Source organism: Streptomyces sp. NPDC012888 (genome assembly GCF_042900645.1).
Lineage (GTDB): Bacteria > Actinomycetota > Actinomycetes > Streptomycetales > Streptomycetaceae > Streptomyces.
Genome location: NZ_JBIBBM010000013.1, coordinates 178,378 through 193,752 on the forward strand (window position 1 = coordinate 178,378; position 15,375 = coordinate 193,752).

Below are 15,375 nucleotides of genomic sequence, written 5' to 3' on the forward strand. Positions count from 1 at the left end.
CCCCTTGTCGCCCTGCGGCGCCCACGTTAGTTTGTGGGGTTCCTGATGTTCCTAAGGGGGGCTCCCATGGCCGTACGCGGCCGGCACCGCCGGTACCAGCCGAGCAGCATCAACCGCGCCTCGCTCGTGGTCACCGCGGGTGGCGCCGGGATCGCGCTGCCCCTCGTCGGCGCCGGCGCCGGACACGCGGCCACCGTCTCCACCTGGGAGAAGGTCGCGGCCTGCGAGTCCAACAACAACTGGCGCATCAACACCGGCAACGGCTACTACGGCGGGCTCCAGTTCAGCCAGAGCACCTGGCGCGCCTTCGGCGGCACCGAGTTCGCCGCGCGCGCCGACCTCGCCACCAAGGCCCAGCAGATAGCGGTCGCCGAGAAGGTGCTCAGGGGCCAGGGCCCGCAGGCCTGGCCGCACTGCGGCAAGCAGGCCGGTCTCACCCGTGCCGGACAGGCGCCGAAGACCGCCCCCGCCGCGCCGCAGGCCAAACCGCAGGTGCGGGTGCAGGTCAAGGCCGCCCCGGGGGTCAAGGCGCAGGCCAAGCCGGCGGTGCCCAGCGCGACCGGGACCAGCGTGCTCCCCAACCCGTACGTCGTCGCCCCCGGCGACTCGCTGTCCGCGATCGCCCAGGAGCAGCACGTCGAGGGCGGGTGGCAGGCCCTCTACGAGACCAACCGGGCCACGGTCGGCGCCGACCCCGACCTGATCTTCCCCGGGCAGCGCCTCACCCTGCGGGTCACCGTCGCCCCGCCCGGCCCCAAGCCGCCGCCGCAGGCCAAGCCGCCGGCCGCCAAGCCGCCGTCGCAGACGAAGCCGCCGACGAAGCCGCAGACCAAGCCTCCGACGAAGCCCCCGGCTCCCAAGCCGCCGGCCCAGAGCAAGCCCAAGCCGCCCGCCGAGCAGATCGGCACGGGCTCGTACAGCGCGCCCGTGGACGCGGGCATCGGTACCGCCTACCGGGTGTCCGGCTCCTCATGGTCGAGCGGCTACCACACGGGCGTCGACTTCCCGGTGCCGACGGGCACCTCGGTCAAGTCCGTCGGCCCCGGCAAGGTCGTCTCGGCCGGCTGGTCCGGCGCCTACGGGTACGAGATCGTCATCCGGCACACCGACGGCAAGTTCTCCCAGTACGCGCACCTCTCGGCGCTCTCCGTCAAGCAGGGCGAGGAGGTCCGCGGCGGCCAGCGGATCGGCCGCTCCGGCTCCACCGGCAACAGCACCGGCCCCCACCTGCACTTCGAGATGCGCACCGGCCCCGGCTACGGCTCCGACATCGACCCGCTGAAGTACCTCCGCGGCCGCGGCGTCGACATCTGACACCCGCTCGTGCGGCGGCACGGCCGTGAGCATCACCAGGCCGGCCGCCGCGAGCGCACCGCTCGCCAGCGCCGCCGTGGCGCCCGCCGCCCCGTACCGGAAGCCCTCGTCGAAGAGGGAGATGCCGACGGCCGCCGCGACCACGGGGTTCACCACGGTCAGCGTGGCCAGCGGGGCCGCCAGCCCGGCGCCCCGGTAGGCCGCCTGGGAGAGCAGCAGACCGCCGGCGGCGAGCACCGCGACCGCCGCCAGGTCGGGCCCCTGCGCGGCTAGGCCCTCCGGGGACAGTCCCTCGGCCACGGACTTGGTGAACACCGAGGCCATGCCGAACGCCCCGCCCGCCGCCGTGGCCAGCAGCACACTGCGGGCCACCCGCCGCCGCATCCGCAGCGAGGCGGCGAACAGGACCGCCACCCCGGCGGCGGTGACTGTCAGGAGCAGTACCTGCTCCGGGCCGGCCAGGGTCTGGTCCCGCCCGTCGCCGCCCGTCAGCGCCAGCAGCCCGGCCAGGCCGGCGGTCGCCAGCAGGGCGCCCCGCCAGGCCGCGGCGCCGGCCCGGCGCCGTACGAAGACCGCCGCCATCGGCAGCGCGAAGACGATGGTCAGGGCGCCGAGCGGCTGCACCAGGCTCAGTGGGCCGTAGGCCAGCGCCACCACGTGCAGCAGCGCCCCCAGCCCGTTCAGCCCCACCGCCAGCCACCACCGGGGCTGCCGCAGCGGCGCGTAGGGACGGTCCGGGGTGTCGACGGCGACCTGCTCCTGGACGATCGCGCCGCCCGCGTAGGCGAGGGACGACACCAGACAGAGCAGCACCGACAGTGCTAGGGCGCTCATGTTCACCACAATGCCGGGACGATCTACGGAATTCCTCGGCCTGGGGTCGCGGTCCGCTCTACTCCCGGTGGAGTAGGGGTGTAGGGGTGTCGGGGTGCAGGAGGGCGGCGCCTTCGGTTCCGGTGTGTGAGCGGGGCGTCGCTCCCGGTGGGTGTGGGCCGTCCGGGTTTGGTTCCGGGGCCGGGGGATCCGTACGATTCCCCCTTTGGGGACTTCCGCAGGACACGAGTGATCGAGGAACGGCAGCGGCCATGACGGCGACCGAGGCGACCGCGCACGAGACCGAAGACGACCAGGCGTACGGGCCGGGCATCGACCCCGAGCGGCTGGCGGTCTGCCTGAGCGTGCTCGAAGAGCTGGACAAGATCGAGGTCGACCACCCCGACGCGATCACCGTGCGACGGGCCACCGCCGGCATCTACCGCACGGTCAAGCAGCGCCGCCGGCAGGAGCGCCGGGCCGCCAAGACCGCCAACGACAAGGCCGTCACCGAGGCCACCGCCACCGGCTCCGCGCAGCGCATCGACGACGAGACCGAGGGCATCCTGCCCTCCTCGGTCACCGAGGCCGGCCGGATCGCCGGCATACTCCAGCGCCCGCGTTCCTGCTACGTCTGCAAGACGCGCTACGTCGAGGTCGACTACTTCTACCACCAGCTCTGCCCGGGCTGCGCCAACGAGAACCGCGCCCGCCGCGAGGCGCGCGCCGACCTCACCGGCAAGCGCGCGCTGCTCACCGGCGGCCGGGCCAAGATCGGCATGTACATCGCGCTGCGGCTGCTGCGCGACGGCGCCCACACCACGATCACCACCCGGTTCCCCAAGGACGCCATCCGCCGCTTCAAGGCGATGGAGGACTCGGCGGACTGGATGCACCGCCTGGAGGTCGTCGGCATCGACCTGCGCGACCCCGCCCAGGCCGTCGCCCTCGCCGACCAGGTGACCGGGGCCGGCCCGCTGGACATCCTCATCAACAACGCGACGCAGACCGTGCGCCGCCTGCCCACCGCGTACGCCGCGCTGGTCGAGGGCGAGACTGCCCCGCTGCCGGCCGGCGAGCTGCCCGCCCACCACGTGATCGGCGCCTTCAACTCGGGTGCGGTCGACGGCCTGGCGGCGCTGCCCGTCGGCGTGAGCGGGCTGGAGGCGCAGAAGGTCGCCGACCTCGCCCTCGTTGCCGGGAACGCCAGCCTCGCCCGGCACCTCGACGGCACCGCCATCGACGCGGGCGGCCTGCTGCCGGACGTGGTCGACACCAACACCTGGGTGCAGACCATCGACCAGATCTCCCCGGTCGAGCTGCTCGAAACCCAGCTGTGCAACTACACCTCGCCGTTCATCCTGATCAGCAAGCTGCGGCCGGTGATGGCCGAAGCGGCGCGGAAGGCGGCCAGCGGACGGGCGTACGTCGTCAACGTCTCGGCGATGGAAGGCGTGTTCAGCCGCGGCTACAAGGGCGCGGGCCACCCGAACACCAACGCCGCCAAGGCCGCGATGAACATGGTGACGCGGACCAGCGGCCAGGAGATGTTCCAGACCGACCGCATCCTCATGACCTCGGTCGACACCGGCTGGATCACCGACGAGCGCCCGCACTACGACAAGCTGCGCCTCGCCGAGGAGGGCTTCCACGCGCCCCTCGACCTGGTGGACGGCGCGGCCCGGGTCTACGACCCGATCGTCCGGGGCGAGGACGGCGAGGACCTGTACGGCGTCTTCCTCAAGGACTACTCGCCCGCCAACTGGTAAACCCGGGCGGCAGTACGCACTTTGTCAAGGCCGGCGACCCGGAAGGGTGGCCGGCCTCGACGCGTTCCCGGGCCCGTCGGGCCGCCCCGACGGCCTCCCGCGCGCCGGGCGTCACCCGGACGGAGCAGGTGACGCGGCGCGCCCGTCGGGCCCGCCACCTGGACTTACGTACGCCGCGGGGCTGTTGTCCGGGGCTTTCGGCCACCCGGCCCAGTGGTGCGCGCGACACGCCGGTCGCACACACTCGGCAGCAGCGCGGGAAAGCCCGGGAGCCACGAATGTCGAGAAGTCGAGAAGTATTCGAGTTTCTCTTGAGCGGATCCCTGCTCATATGTGTAGTCTGAGGCACACGGACGGCCCCACCGGGCAAGGCTCCGTACGAGAACCACGGCGCCACCGCGACCGGATGCCCCTTACTCTCCCTGCCCGGAGTGGCGAGTCCCCCCGGGTTACGCGACACAAAGGAGTGCGCGGTGACACCAGAACTGACGAAGCGCGACCAAGGCCTGACGGAGACCACGGAGCGGCGCACCCGCTCCGACGAACTCGGCAGCCTCGAGGTGTGGGCCCGCTCCGCACCCATCCGGCTGGCCGGCTACGAGGACGACCTGGCGGAGCCGCACATCCTGCCCGGCATCGACTGACGGCCCCCGCCCGGCCCCCGGGTCCCCGGACCCGGCCCGACCGCCCCCGTGCCCACCGGCAACGGGGGCGGCGTACGCCCTGAGCGTCATCGCTGTGGGCGATCATCCCTACCGGACCGCCCGCGACCGGCGCAGGCTGGCCCGCATGAACCTACTCATGCTCGGCGGTACCGAGTTCGTCGGCCGGGCCGTCGTCGAGGACGCCCTCGCCCGCGGCTGGCAGGTCACCGTCTTCCACCGCGGCCGCCACCCCGCCCCGCCCGGAACCCGCTCCCTGCTCGGCGACCGCACCGCCCCCGACGGCCTGGCGGCCCTCGAGACCGGCGAATGGGACCTGGTCGTCGACACCTGGAGCGGCGCGCCCACCGCCGTCCGCGACAGCGCCCGGCTGCTCCGCGACCGCACCGGCCACTACACGTACGTCTCCAGCCGGTCGGTGTACGCCGACCCGCCGGCCCGCCCCGCCGCGGACCCCTCACCGCCCACCGGCTCCGACGAGGACGCCCCGGTCGTCGAGGGCTCGCCCGACGCCGGCTCCACCTCCTACGCCGAGGACAAGCGCGGCGGGGAACTCGCCGCGACCGCCGCCTACGGCGACCGCGCCCTGCTCGTCCGGGCCGGCCTGATCCTCGGCCCGTACGAGAACATCGGCCGGCTGCCCTGGTGGCTCGGCCGGATGGCCCGCGGCGGACCGGTCCTCGCCCCCGGCCCCCGCGAACTCCCCCTCCAGTACATCGACGTCCGCGACCTCGCCCGGTGGACCCTGGACGCGGCCGCCGCCGGCCGCGGCGGCCCGTACAACCTGGTCTCGCCCTCCGGGCACGCCACCATGGACAGCTTCCTGACGGCCTGCGCCGAGGTCACGGGAGGCACCGCCGAACTCCGCTGGACCGACCCGCAGCGGATCCTCGAGGCCGGCATCCAGCCCTGGACCGAACTGCCCGTCTGGCTCCCCCCGGGCGACGACCACACCTTCATGCACGGCGGCGACGTCACCCGGGCCGTCCGGGCCGGACTGACCTGCCGGCCCGTGACCGAGACCGTCGCCGACACCTGGGCCTGGCTGCGGACCACCGGCGGCACCGCCCCCCAGCGGCCCGACCGGCCGGCCCCCGGCCTCGACCCGGAACGGGAGGCCCGGCTACTCGCGTAGCAGCGGGTCCGCGAGACGGGTCGGCGGCAGGTACTCGCGCACCAGCGTGCGGTGCCACCAGGCGCCCGTCTCGCGCAACTCCCGCCACGTCGTGAACCGGTACCGGTACAGCCGGGCCCGCACGAACACCGGCGGCGCGTCCGGGAACGGGTTGTGGCGCAGCAGCCGCAACGTGTCCCGGTCGCCCGCCAGCAGCCGCTCCACGAACGGCCCGAACCAGTCCCGCGCATAGCCCGGCGAGAGCGCGGCGAACCACATCAGCCAGTCCAGCCGGAGGTGGTACGGGGCGAACTGGCGGGGCAGCCGACGCGGGTCACCCGGTTTGCCCTTGAACCCGTACTCCCGCCACTCCCCGTCCTCGCGCGGCACCGCGTCCGCGGTGCCCTCCACCACCACCTCGTCCCGGATCCGCCCCACCGTCCCGAACGCCCCGTACGTGTTGACCAGGTGCAACGAGTCGAAGGACCGGTTCATCACCTGCCGCCGCGACAGCATGTTCCGCACCGGGTGGCGGCTGAGCGCCAGCACCAGCACCGTCACCGCGCACACCAGCACCACGAACCACACCGGAGCCGCGCGGTGGGCGGCCGCCGGCGGCGCACCCGCGACGTGGGTGAAGTCCACCGCGGACAGCGCCACGGTGATCGTGATCCAGTTGAGCCACGCGAAGTTCCCGGACACCACCAGCCACAGCTGCGTGGCGACGATCGCCACGGCCGCGACCGAGGCCACCGGCTGCGGAGTGAACAGCAGGACCGGGACCACCAGTTGGGTCACGTGGTTGGCCGCGCACTCCACCCGGTGCACCGGCCCCGGCAGGTGGTGGAAGAACCAGCTCAGCGGCCCCGGCATCGGCTGGGTCTCGTGGTGGTAGTGCAGGCAGGTCAGCTTCCGCCAGCAGGCGTCCCCGCGCATCTTGATCAGGCCGGCGCCGAACTCCACCCGGAAGAGCACCCACCGCAGCAGCCACAGCACCAGCACCGGCGGGCCCACGTCGGCGTTCCCCAGGAACACCGCCAGGAACCCGACCTCCAGCAGCAGCGACTCCCACCCGAAGGAGTACCAGGTCTGCCCGACGTTCACGATCGACAGGTACAGCACCCACAGCGCCGCCCACATCGCCATCGCCGCACCCAGCGGCACCGCGTCCCCCGCCCCGGCGGCCAGCGCACCCGCCAGCACCACCCCGGACCAGGCGCAGCAGGAGAAGAGACGGTCCGAGTAGCGCCACTGGAAGAGGCTCGGCGCCCGCCGGAACGGCACCCACCGCACGTACTCCGGGACCGGCAGCATCCCCCGCGCCCCGATCAGGGCCCGGAACTGCAGCGCGGCCGTCAGGAAGGCGAAGAGGTAGACGCCGGCCAGAGCCCGCTGGAAGACCAGCCGGCCGAGCCAGTACCCGGGCGCCGTGAACCAGTCCATCCCCTCCAGTATCGCCCCGCCGCTCCGGCGACGACCGGGGTGAACGCTCCGCCCCGGCGGAGCAACGGGGCCGATCCCCGGCTTGCGACACCCCCGGGCATGCGGCACACAGGGAAGGGACATCCGGGGCGAAAGGGGATAACCGCGTGAATCGCGTGAGGCCGCAGCACGGGCATGCACGACCCACACCACCTCAGGCGCCGCGCCGTCACGCACCGGCCGCCGCCGTCCTCTTCGCGCTCCTCGGGCTGCTCGCCACGGCCTGCGGCGGCAAGGAGGAGCCCCCCGCCCGGCCCGCCGAGAGCCAGGAACTCTTCCTGCAGCCCGTCGGCGCCGCCGAACCCGACCCCTTCACCCAGTCGACCGCCACCCGGGAGTCCGCGCCACTGCAGGCACCGGTCCCCAACGCCAGCGGCCAGGGCATCCGCACCGTCAGCGGCGCCACCCCGGGCCTGTACGGGGGCACCCTCCGGCTCGGCAGCTGCGACGTCGAGCAGCAGGTCAGATCGGTCACCGACAACAAGGCCAAGGGCAAGGCCGAGGCCTTCGCCGAGGCCGCCGGCATCGCCCCCGAGGGCATCCCCGACTTCCTGCGCGCCCTCACCCCCGTGGTGCTGCGCGCCGACGCCCGGGTCACCAGCCACGGCTTCCGCGACGGCCGCCCCACCACCTTCCAGTCGGTCCTCCAGGCCGGCACCGCCGTCCTCGTCGACGACCGCGGCACGCCCCGCGTCCGCTGCGCCTGCGGCAACCCGCTCGCCCCGCCGCGCGCGGCCCGCGGCGAACCCGTGCAGCAGGGCCGGCCGTGGACCGGCTACCACCCCAACCAGGTCGTCGTCATCGAGCCCACCGCCCAGCCGGTGAGCAAGCTGATCATCGCCAACCTCGCCGACAACACCTGGATCGAACGGCCCTCCGGCGACGACGGTGCCCAGGACCGCGCCCCCGCGGTCCCGCCCGCCTACAACCCGCAGGACGGCCTGCCCGCCAACGCCGCCGCCCCCCACCCCGCCCCCGCCGACCCCTGCGCCACCCCCGGCGCGGGCCGCGCCCCCCGTACGGCGCCCCCGGCCGCCGGCGCCCCGCAGAACCCCGGCGCCCCGCAGAACCCCGGCGTCCCCGGACCCACCGCCGCACCCTGCGCCCCGGCGGCCCAGGACCCGCACCAGACCCGGCCCATCGACCCGGGGCCGACGCCGCCGCCGAACCCGCGGCCGCCGTCCCGGCCCGCCGTCCCCGACCCGCTCGCCGGTGACGGCACCCTCGTGGACCCGTACGGCTCCGACCTGCAGACCGACCCCTACGGCTCGGGGGACCAGAACCAGGAGTACCTGCCCGCCGAGCCGGACGGGGTCGACGAGGTCCCCGCCGTCCCCGACACCTCCGCGGAGCTCACCGACCCGTACGCGGTGCCGGAGGACGCCGGAACCGCCGCCGACGAGAACGTCCGGTTGGAGAGCGCCTGACCCGCCGGTGTGTCATGGTGGACCGGTGCCGACCACCGTATCCCTGCCGGACGACTGGCCCGCACACCCGGACCGCTCGCTCGCGCTGAACCGGATGGGCAGCTTCGACTGGGACCTGGTCACCGGGCTCATGCACATGGACGCGCCGGCACTCGACGTCTTCGACACGGCCCCCGAGGAATACGACGGCCGGCCCGAGTCGCTCTCGGCCCGTGTCCCGCGCGACGAGTCGCACCGCCTCGACGCCATGGTCTCCAGCGCCCTCAAGAGCGGGGCCGAGAGCTACGGCGCCTACTTCCGCATCCGCTGCCGCGACGGCCGCCTCCGCTGGACCCACACCCAGGGCCGGGTGCTGCGGGACGGCGGCGGCCGCCCGTACCGGATCATCGGCATCGTCCGGGACGCGACCGAGGAGCTCGACCACTCCGCGGAGCGGCTCGGACTGGACGAGGAGCGGCGCCGGCAGACCTCCGTGGTCGAGGCCACCACGGCCGCGCTCGCCCACGCGCGCACCGTGCAGGACGTCATCGACGCGCTCCGCGACGCCCACGGGCTGGAGCGGCTCGGCTCCATGGGCATGGTGATGGGCCTGGTCGAGGCGGGCCGGATCCACCTCGTCGCCGAAGGCCCCGAGGGGAGCTTCGTGCCCGGGACCCGGTTCACCCGGGTCGACGAGGAGTTCCCGATGAGCGAGGTGGTCCGCACCCTCCGGCCCAAGTTCATCCACAACCCCGAGGAGTTCGCCGAGGGCTACCCCTACCTGTGGTCGAAGGTCTCCCACATGGAGATCTCGGCGGCCGCCTACCTGCCGCTGATCGCCCAGGCCCGCCCGATCGGCGCGATCGGACTGCTCTACCAGGACAAGGACGGCTTCACCCAGGAGGAGCGCAACCTGCTCGTGGCCCTCGGCAGCAGCATCGCGCAGAGCCTCCAGCGCGCCATGCTCCTGGAGCAGGAGCACGACCTCGCCGAAGGGCTCCAGCAGGCCATGCTGCCCCGCCGGATACCCACCGTCCCCGGGGCGGAGGTCGCCGTCCGCTACCGCGCCGCCCGGATGGGCCGGGACATCGGCGGCGACTGGTACGACGTGATCCTCCTGCCGGGCGGCCGGGTCGGCGCGGTCATCGGCGACGTACAGGGGCACGACACCCACGCCTCCGCGGTCATGGGCCAGCTGCGCATCGTGCTGCGCGCCTACGCCTCCGAGGGCCACGCGCCGGCCACCGTCATGGCCCGGGCCTCGGCCTTCCTGCACGAGCTGGACACCGACCGCTTCGCCACCTGCACCTACGCCGAGGCCGACCTGTCCACGGGAGTGCTCCAGATCGTCCGGGCCGGGCACATCGACCCGCTGGTCAGATCCCGGGAGGGCGGCTTCCGGCGGCTGTCGGTGGACGGGGGCATGCCGCTGGGCCTGTCGGCGGAGTTCGGGCGGCTGGAGTATCCCGTCACCACGGTGGAACTGGACCAGGGGGAAACGCTTCTGCTGTGCACCGACGGACTGGTCGAGCACCCCGGCTCCGACCTGGACGACGGCATCCGGGCGCTCGGCGCGCTGATCCGAGGCGGCCCGGACGACCTCCAGCGCCTCGCCGACCGGCTCTGCGAGCTCGTGGACGTACGCGGCGGGGACGACGACGTGGCCCTGCTGCTGCTCCGCCGCGACGTCGACGAGTCCGCGCCCGGCGGCGGCCGCCTCCAGCAGCACGTCGCGCAGGGGGACCCGGAGGCGCTGGTCTCGGCCCGCCACATGATCGGCGCGGCCGTCCGCGCCTGGGGGGCGGGGGAGCGGGCCGACGAGATCGAGCTCGCCGCCGACGAGCTGATCGTCAACGCCCTCATGCACACGGACGGCCCGGCCATCGTCACCCTGCGCGTGCTGCCCGGACCCGCCCGGCGGCTCCGGGTGGAGGTCGAGGACCGCAGCAGCGCCCTGCCGCGCCGGCGCGACGCGGGGGAGGCCGGGGTGTCGGGACGCGGCCTGATGCTGGTGGACCGGCTGGCGGAGGTGTGGGGCGTGGAGTCCCGGGGCGGCGGCAAGTGCGTCTGGTGCGAGTTCGACCTGACCTGAGGGTGCTCCGGGTCGCGTCCGGCGGCGGGCCGGGGGAGGCTGGGAGCATGCCCGAGCTGCCGGAGGTGGAGGCGCTGCGGGAGTTCCTCGACGGGCGACTCGCCGGACGGACGGTCACCCGCGTGCTCCCGCTCGCCGTCAGCGTGCTCAAGACCTACGACCCGCCGCTGTCGGCGCTGGAGGGCCTGCCCGCCGCCCGCCACGGCAAGTTCCTCGACCTCCGCGTGGGCGAGCTGCACCTCGTCACCCACCTCGCCCGCGCCGGCTGGCTGCACTGGCGCGACACCCTGCCCGACCGGCCGCCCCGCCCCGGCAAGGGCCCGCTCGCGCTGCGCGCCGTACTCGACGACGGCTCCGGCTTCGACCTGACCGAGGCGGGCACCCAGAAGCGCCTCGCCGTGTACGTCGTGCACGACCCGCAGGAGGTGCCGGGCATCGCCCGGCTCGGGCCCGACCCCCTCGCCGCGGAATTCGACCGGGAGGCCTTCGCGGCGCTGCTCACGGGGGAGCGGCGGCAGATCAAGGGCCTGCTGCGCGACCAGGGGGTCATCGCCGGGATCGGCAACGCGTACAGCGACGAGATCCTGCACGCGGCCCGCATGTCCCCGTTCCTGCTGGCCTCCGCCCTGGACGAGGAGCAGGTCACGCGGCTGTACACCGCCGCCCGGGAGACCCTGCGGGACGCCGTGGAACGTTCACGGGGGCTCGCCGCGGGCCTGCTGAAGGCGGAGAAGAAGACCGGGCTGAGGGTGCACGGGCGGACCGGCGAGCCCTGTCCGGTGTGCGGGGACACGGTCCGCGAGGTGTCCTTCGCCGACTCCGCCCTCCAGTACTGCCCCACCTGCCAGACCGGCGGCAAGCCGCTGGCCGACCGGCGGCTGTCCCGGCTCCTCAAGTAGCCCGCGCGCGCATAGACTCCCTCGCCATGTCGGAGTCCGAGGATCAGCGACCCGTTCCGCGCCGGGAGGTCGTCACGGGGGTGCCGCGCGGGGCCCGGCGGCGGCCGGCGGTGCCGTCGGTGCACCCTCCGGCCCGTTCGGAGATCTGCGAGCAGACCAGCCTCGGTACCACCTACGTCCGCGCCCTGATGCGCAGCCAGCTGCGGGCCGCTCTGGGGGCGCTGGCCGCGCTGGCCCTTCTGGTCGGCACCCTGCCGCTGCTGTTCGTGCTGCCGGGGATCCGGTCGGGGCCGCTGCCGTGGGCGGCCCTCGCGGTGGGGGCGTACCCGGTGATGTGGGGGATCGCCCGCTGCTACGTGCGCCGGGCGGAGCGCAACGAGTCCGACTTCAGCGGGCTGATCGCCGATCCGAAGGACGCCTCCTGACCGGTCAGCGCGAGCCCGTCGCGTCGGCCTCGACGTTGGCCTCCATCCTGCGCAGGACCTTGAGCGCGGTCACGTACTCCTCGTCGCCGATGCCGCGGTGGACCACGACCGGCTACGCCGGAGGCGAGCTCGCGCAGCCGCGCCCTGGGGCCTCGCCGGCCTCCGTGAGTGCAGGCGCCCTTCGCCGTCGGTCCGGAGCGATTCCGGGTGAGGCAACTGGTGGCGCATGGTCTCGAGAGAAGAAACGCAGCACGGCCGCCACCGATGCCGCCACCGGGCCGAGTGCCAAGGCGTCACCGCCCGCCAGCCGGCTTAAATGCCTTCTGCTTCGCAAACCGCTACCAAATGAAAGAATCTGGATATACCGGAATAATTGAATAGCTTATCTGGCGCTCGAGAGAGTCCTTACCGTGGGGTATTGTTGCGCCGGGGGAGGGGAGGCCCTGCCTTTTCATGGGTTTTTTGGGGGTTGCTTTGAACGGCGGAACAAAAGCATTCGCCAGGGGTATAGTCATTGGCGGATTGCTCGCAGGGCAACTGGTGGCAGCCTCTGTTGCGACTGCCACTCCCGTATTGGATCCGATTCCCGGCAAGCAGATGCAGGACGCCGCAACTTCGGGTTCCGAGGCGGCTTTGCAACGCCTCCAGGGATCGGATGCGGTGGGGACGTCTATCGAAACTTCACGCGCCCACTGGAAGGGTGTCTCGGAGAGCTCTGGGTTTGCCGCCCAGTCCGTGGTGATAGCCCGAGTCGATGCCTATTACGACGGCATCGCTGCCATACCTCTGGCGAAGGCCAAGAAGGCGCCGCTGTTGCTGACCGGCACCGGGGCGTTGGATGTGCGCGTCGCCACAGAAATAAAAAGAATTCTGCCCGCCGGGAAGACGATCTACATCGTCGGCGGAACAATCGCCGTGAGCGCCGCCACCGAACAAAGTCTCAAGGGGTTGGGGTATCAGGTTGTCCGGTTCTCGGGGGCGGACGCCTCAGCGACCGCCCTGAGCATCGCAAAGAACGTGCCGTCTCCGAAGCACGTCACCATCGCCACCCACACCAGTTGGTACGACGCCGTCACTGCCTCGACGGCCGCCGCGGTCACCGGCGGAGCTTTTGTCTACAGCACCGACAAGACCATCAGCCCCGCGGTGAAGGCCTGGCTCGACGCACTTCCGGCCGGCGTGACCAAGACGACGGTCGGCGGTCCGGCACGCGAGTCATACGCGAGCACCCACGGGGCCCTGGTGGGACAGGATGCCTTCGAGACCGCCGCGCTCACTGCGGAGAAGTTCACCCCTCAGCCGGTGCGTGTGGGAGTCGCCACGTCCAAGGGGTTCTACGACGCGATGAGCGGAGGTGCCTTCGCCGCCACGGTCGGCATGCCTCTGTTGTTGAACCCGCCAGAGACCATCAACTTTGCAACCAATTGGTCAGCCGAGGACCACAGCGCCACCACCAAGTCCGTCACCATATTCGGCGGCAAGCTCGCCCTCTCGGAGAAGGTCGGCGAACAGGCGCAGGATGCTGCCACCGAGAAATTCATCTCTGGCGAGATAGTGCCCGCAGGGGAAAAGCAGACGGTAACGCACGAACAACTGGCAAAAATCGCCATCCAGCCTGACTGGGTAGAGAGCGGAGCCCCCACGTCCTTCGTTTACAATGGGCGCATGAACGATGCCGAATGGGAGTTCTGTGCCTGGCCCAGTCGGTGGAACATATGCGAGAACGCCTCTATGGCGGCTTTGAACGCGCGGGAGGTATCGGACCGAGAGAAGCAGCCGGGCGGAATATGGCCCGGTAGCAACTCCAATGGCGGAAAGGTTGACGCTTATCGCCACTGCTCTTGGAACGCCTATATGGCGTGGCAGATGGGGTCGAAGACGGCGAAGGGGTTCGCCGATCGCCATGAAATGGGCCCTAAGCCGCCGAATATGTCCGACGAACTCGCCAATCGCCACCATGCCATGGACTATCACAACAACGCTCTTGGCAGGTTCTTCGGACAGCATGCACGGGATCAAGGACTGACTGGCCCTGAGGCGACCAAGAGCTTCAACACCTGGTGCAAGATCGATCTGGTCCCCGGTGGCGCCCTTCAACACCTGTGGTACTAGAATCCCCGCAACTCGTGAAGGAGAGTTATGAGCCGATCCCGTAGGTGGCTGCTGATAACGGAGTCGGCTCTGGTCCTTCTCCAAGCGGTTCTGGTTGCCGGACTATGCTTTATTTTCGCTCCGCTGATGATCGCTGGCCTCGGTCCGCACGCCTACGAGGCGGAGGATCCCGGAACCGGCATGGGAGCCGGCTACCTGGCCGTGGCCGTGCTCGGGGGCCTTGTCTTCGTCATCGCGAGCACCGTGCATGTGATCGGCCTGATTCGCTCGATTCTCAAGAGAGTTCAGCCGGGCCGCCGGGCCCAGGCGGCGGCTGCTCTCCAGGCCCTTCTGCTCGCGGCCGCCATCATGGTGGAGTTGTGGCCGCTGACCATCATCGCCGCACCGCTGCTTCTGATCATGATTGCCGCCCGGGTGGCCGGTCGAGGCAGCAGGACAGTAGCGGCCTGACAGGTGGGTCCCGGACGTATCGTCCGGGACCCACGTGCGTGTGCGGTCCCGGCCTGGCACCGCCACACGGCCTTGGCCATGGCGGCATGTGGTTCGACCCCCTACGACACGCGGCGGAGGCCGCAGTTCGAGAAAATCGACAAGCGCGGGCACGCCGCGGGAAGGACGCAGATCCCGACTACGCACGGCGCTGAGGCCAGGCCGACCGCCTTCACGGGTGGCCGAGTCGGCCAGCTCGCCTTGGAACGCGCCGCTACCGGGCCAGTAGCCGGAAAGGTGGCCGGACGTGCAGTGAACCTCGTGCTAGAAGAGGTGCATGGCCAGGTGGCCGAGGGGGAGGCCGAGCTGCCAGGCCGGGGTCCAGACGCGGGCGTTCTCGTCCAGGGGAACCGGGGTCGTGGGGTCGGCGGGCAGGGGGTGGGCCGGGTCGAGGTCGGTGGCGAACAGCTCGGTGCGGTCCAGCCAGTTCCAGGCGGCCCGGGCGAGTTCGAGGTCGGGGTCGTCCTCCCGGCCGCGCTCGCGGAGCTCCTCGCCGAGCTGGAGGAACCGGGTGTGGACCCAGTCCCGCCAGGGGTGTCCGTAGGCGGTGAGGGAGAGCCATTCGTCCAGCTGGGAGACCACGCGGATGCCGGACAGCTCGCCCGCGGCGTCGGAGAGGTAGATGGTGAGGGCGAGGGTGTCGCGGCCCGCGCGGAACTCCAGGGTGCCGACCGGGATCAGCCGGCCGCTGCGGAGCAGTTCGTCCGCGATGTACTCCGCGTAGAGCCAGGCCATGGGCACCGCGAGCCCGCCGCCACTGGTGCCGTTAGAACCCTCGGGCCGCACCGTCCCACCTTC

12 protein-coding genes and 1 pseudogene are annotated in these 15,375 nt (G+C 72.2%); 10 read left to right on the top strand and 3 right to left on the bottom strand.

All coding sequences use genetic code 11. The annotated features are described in order from the left end of the window. The first annotated feature begins 66 nt into the window (after positions 1-66). Complete coding sequence (locus ACFY61_RS23020; RefSeq protein ID WP_389474624.1) at positions 67-1,314, top strand: transglycosylase family protein; 1,248 nt, start codon at positions 67-69, stop codon at positions 1,312-1,314. A 54-nt stretch (positions 1,315-1,368) separates the two neighbouring features. On the opposite strand, the pseudogene ACFY61_RS23025 reads toward ACFY61_RS23020, so the two are convergent. Continuing rightward, a pseudogene (locus ACFY61_RS23025) lies at positions 1,369-2,148 on the bottom strand (DMT family transporter); the annotation flags it as partial. Positions 2,149-2,399: 251 nt separating this feature from the next. On the opposite strand from ACFY61_RS23025, the gene ACFY61_RS23030 reads away from it, so the two are divergent. The 3 genes from ACFY61_RS23030 (at position 2,400) to ACFY61_RS23040 (ending at position 5,693) form a co-directional block, all read left to right on the top strand. Beyond that, entirely contained in the window at positions 2,400-3,896 is a 1,497-nt protein-coding gene (locus tag ACFY61_RS23030) for an SDR family NAD(P)-dependent oxidoreductase (protein WP_389474626.1), read from the top strand. Between the two features lie 473 nt (positions 3,897-4,369). After that, positions 4,370-4,540 (top strand): hypothetical protein, encoded by a 171-nt coding sequence (locus ACFY61_RS23035; protein ID WP_389474628.1) that lies wholly within the window; start codon positions 4,370-4,372, stop codon positions 4,538-4,540. A 145-nt stretch (positions 4,541-4,685) separates the two neighbouring features. After that, positions 4,686-5,693, top strand: a complete 1,008-nt coding sequence (locus tag ACFY61_RS23040; RefSeq protein ID WP_389474630.1) for an SDR family oxidoreductase — start codon at positions 4,686-4,688, stop codon at positions 5,691-5,693. Here ACFY61_RS23040 and ACFY61_RS23045 read toward each other — a convergent pair. Continuing rightward, positions 5,682-7,115 carry a lipase maturation factor family protein gene (locus tag ACFY61_RS23045; protein WP_389474631.1) on the bottom strand — a complete coding sequence of 478 codons (1,434 nt, stop codon included), beginning with the start codon at positions 7,113-7,115 and terminating at the stop codon, positions 5,682-5,684. The genes ACFY61_RS23040 and ACFY61_RS23045 overlap by 12 nt on opposite strands. Before the next feature lie 146 nt (positions 7,116-7,261). On the opposite strand from ACFY61_RS23045, the gene ACFY61_RS23050 reads away from it, so the two are divergent. The 6 genes from ACFY61_RS23050 to ACFY61_RS23075 all read left to right on the top strand — a co-directional run bounded on the left by ACFY61_RS23050 (position 7,262) and on the right by ACFY61_RS23075 (position 14,538). Then, positions 7,262-8,581 (top strand): DUF6777 domain-containing protein, encoded by a 1,320-nt coding sequence (locus ACFY61_RS23050; protein ID WP_389474633.1) that lies wholly within the window; start codon positions 7,262-7,264, stop codon positions 8,579-8,581. 7 nt (positions 8,582-8,588) lie between these two features. Continuing rightward, positions 8,589-10,652 (top strand): SpoIIE family protein phosphatase, encoded by a 2,064-nt coding sequence (locus tag ACFY61_RS23055; protein ID WP_389474635.1) that lies wholly within the window; start codon positions 8,589-8,591, stop codon positions 10,650-10,652. A 47-nt stretch (positions 10,653-10,699) separates the two neighbouring features. Then, a complete protein-coding gene (locus tag ACFY61_RS23060) occupies positions 10,700-11,551 on the top strand; it encodes an Fpg/Nei family DNA glycosylase (protein ID WP_389474637.1) in 852 nt (283 codons plus the stop codon). Positions 11,552-11,577: 26 nt separating this feature from the next. Continuing rightward, positions 11,578-11,976: a hypothetical protein gene (locus ACFY61_RS23065; protein WP_389474639.1), complete on the top strand. Its 399-nt coding sequence runs from the start codon at positions 11,578-11,580 to the stop codon at positions 11,974-11,976. A 453-nt stretch (positions 11,977-12,429) separates the two neighbouring features. Then, the gene (locus tag ACFY61_RS23070; RefSeq protein ID WP_389474640.1) at positions 12,430-14,088 is read left to right on the top strand and encodes a cell wall-binding repeat-containing protein; all 1,659 of its coding nucleotides are present in this window, start codon (positions 12,430-12,432) and stop codon (positions 14,086-14,088) included. A 126-nt stretch (positions 14,089-14,214) separates the two neighbouring features. Beyond that, positions 14,215-14,538: a hypothetical protein gene (locus tag ACFY61_RS23075; protein WP_389474642.1), complete on the top strand. Its 324-nt coding sequence runs from the start codon at positions 14,215-14,217 to the stop codon at positions 14,536-14,538. Between the two features lie 303 nt (positions 14,539-14,841). Here ACFY61_RS23075 and ACFY61_RS23080 read toward each other — a convergent pair whose 3' ends face one another. Next, complete coding sequence (locus ACFY61_RS23080) at positions 14,842-15,312, bottom strand: hypothetical protein (RefSeq protein WP_389474703.1); 471 nt, start codon at positions 15,310-15,312, stop codon at positions 14,842-14,844. Positions 15,313-15,375: the final 63 nt, after the last annotated feature.

Coding starts and splice junctions, on each gene's coding strand:
- ACFY61_RS23065 (WP_389474639.1), top strand. CDS start 11,578: ATGTCGGAGTCCGAGGATCAGCGACCCGTTCCGCGCCGGGAGGTCGTC.
- ACFY61_RS23070 (WP_389474640.1), top strand. CDS start 12,430: ATGGGTTTTTTGGGGGTTGCTTTGAACGGCGGAACAAAAGCATTCGCC.
- ACFY61_RS23030 (WP_389474626.1), top strand. CDS start 2,400: ATGACGGCGACCGAGGCGACCGCGCACGAGACCGAAGACGACCAGGCG.
- ACFY61_RS23040 (WP_389474630.1), top strand. CDS start 4,686: ATGAACCTACTCATGCTCGGCGGTACCGAGTTCGTCGGCCGGGCCGTC.
- ACFY61_RS23060 (WP_389474637.1), top strand. CDS start 10,700: ATGCCCGAGCTGCCGGAGGTGGAGGCGCTGCGGGAGTTCCTCGACGGG.
- ACFY61_RS23045 (WP_389474631.1), bottom strand. CDS start 7,115: ATGGACTGGTTCACGGCGCCCGGGTACTGGCTCGGCCGGCTGGTCTTC.
- ACFY61_RS23080 (WP_389474703.1), bottom strand. CDS start 15,312: ATGGCCTGGCTCTACGCGGAGTACATCGCGGACGAACTGCTCCGCAGC.
- ACFY61_RS23075 (WP_389474642.1), top strand. CDS start 14,215: ATGATCGCTGGCCTCGGTCCGCACGCCTACGAGGCGGAGGATCCCGGA.
- ACFY61_RS23020 (WP_389474624.1), top strand. CDS start 67: ATGGCCGTACGCGGCCGGCACCGCCGGTACCAGCCGAGCAGCATCAAC.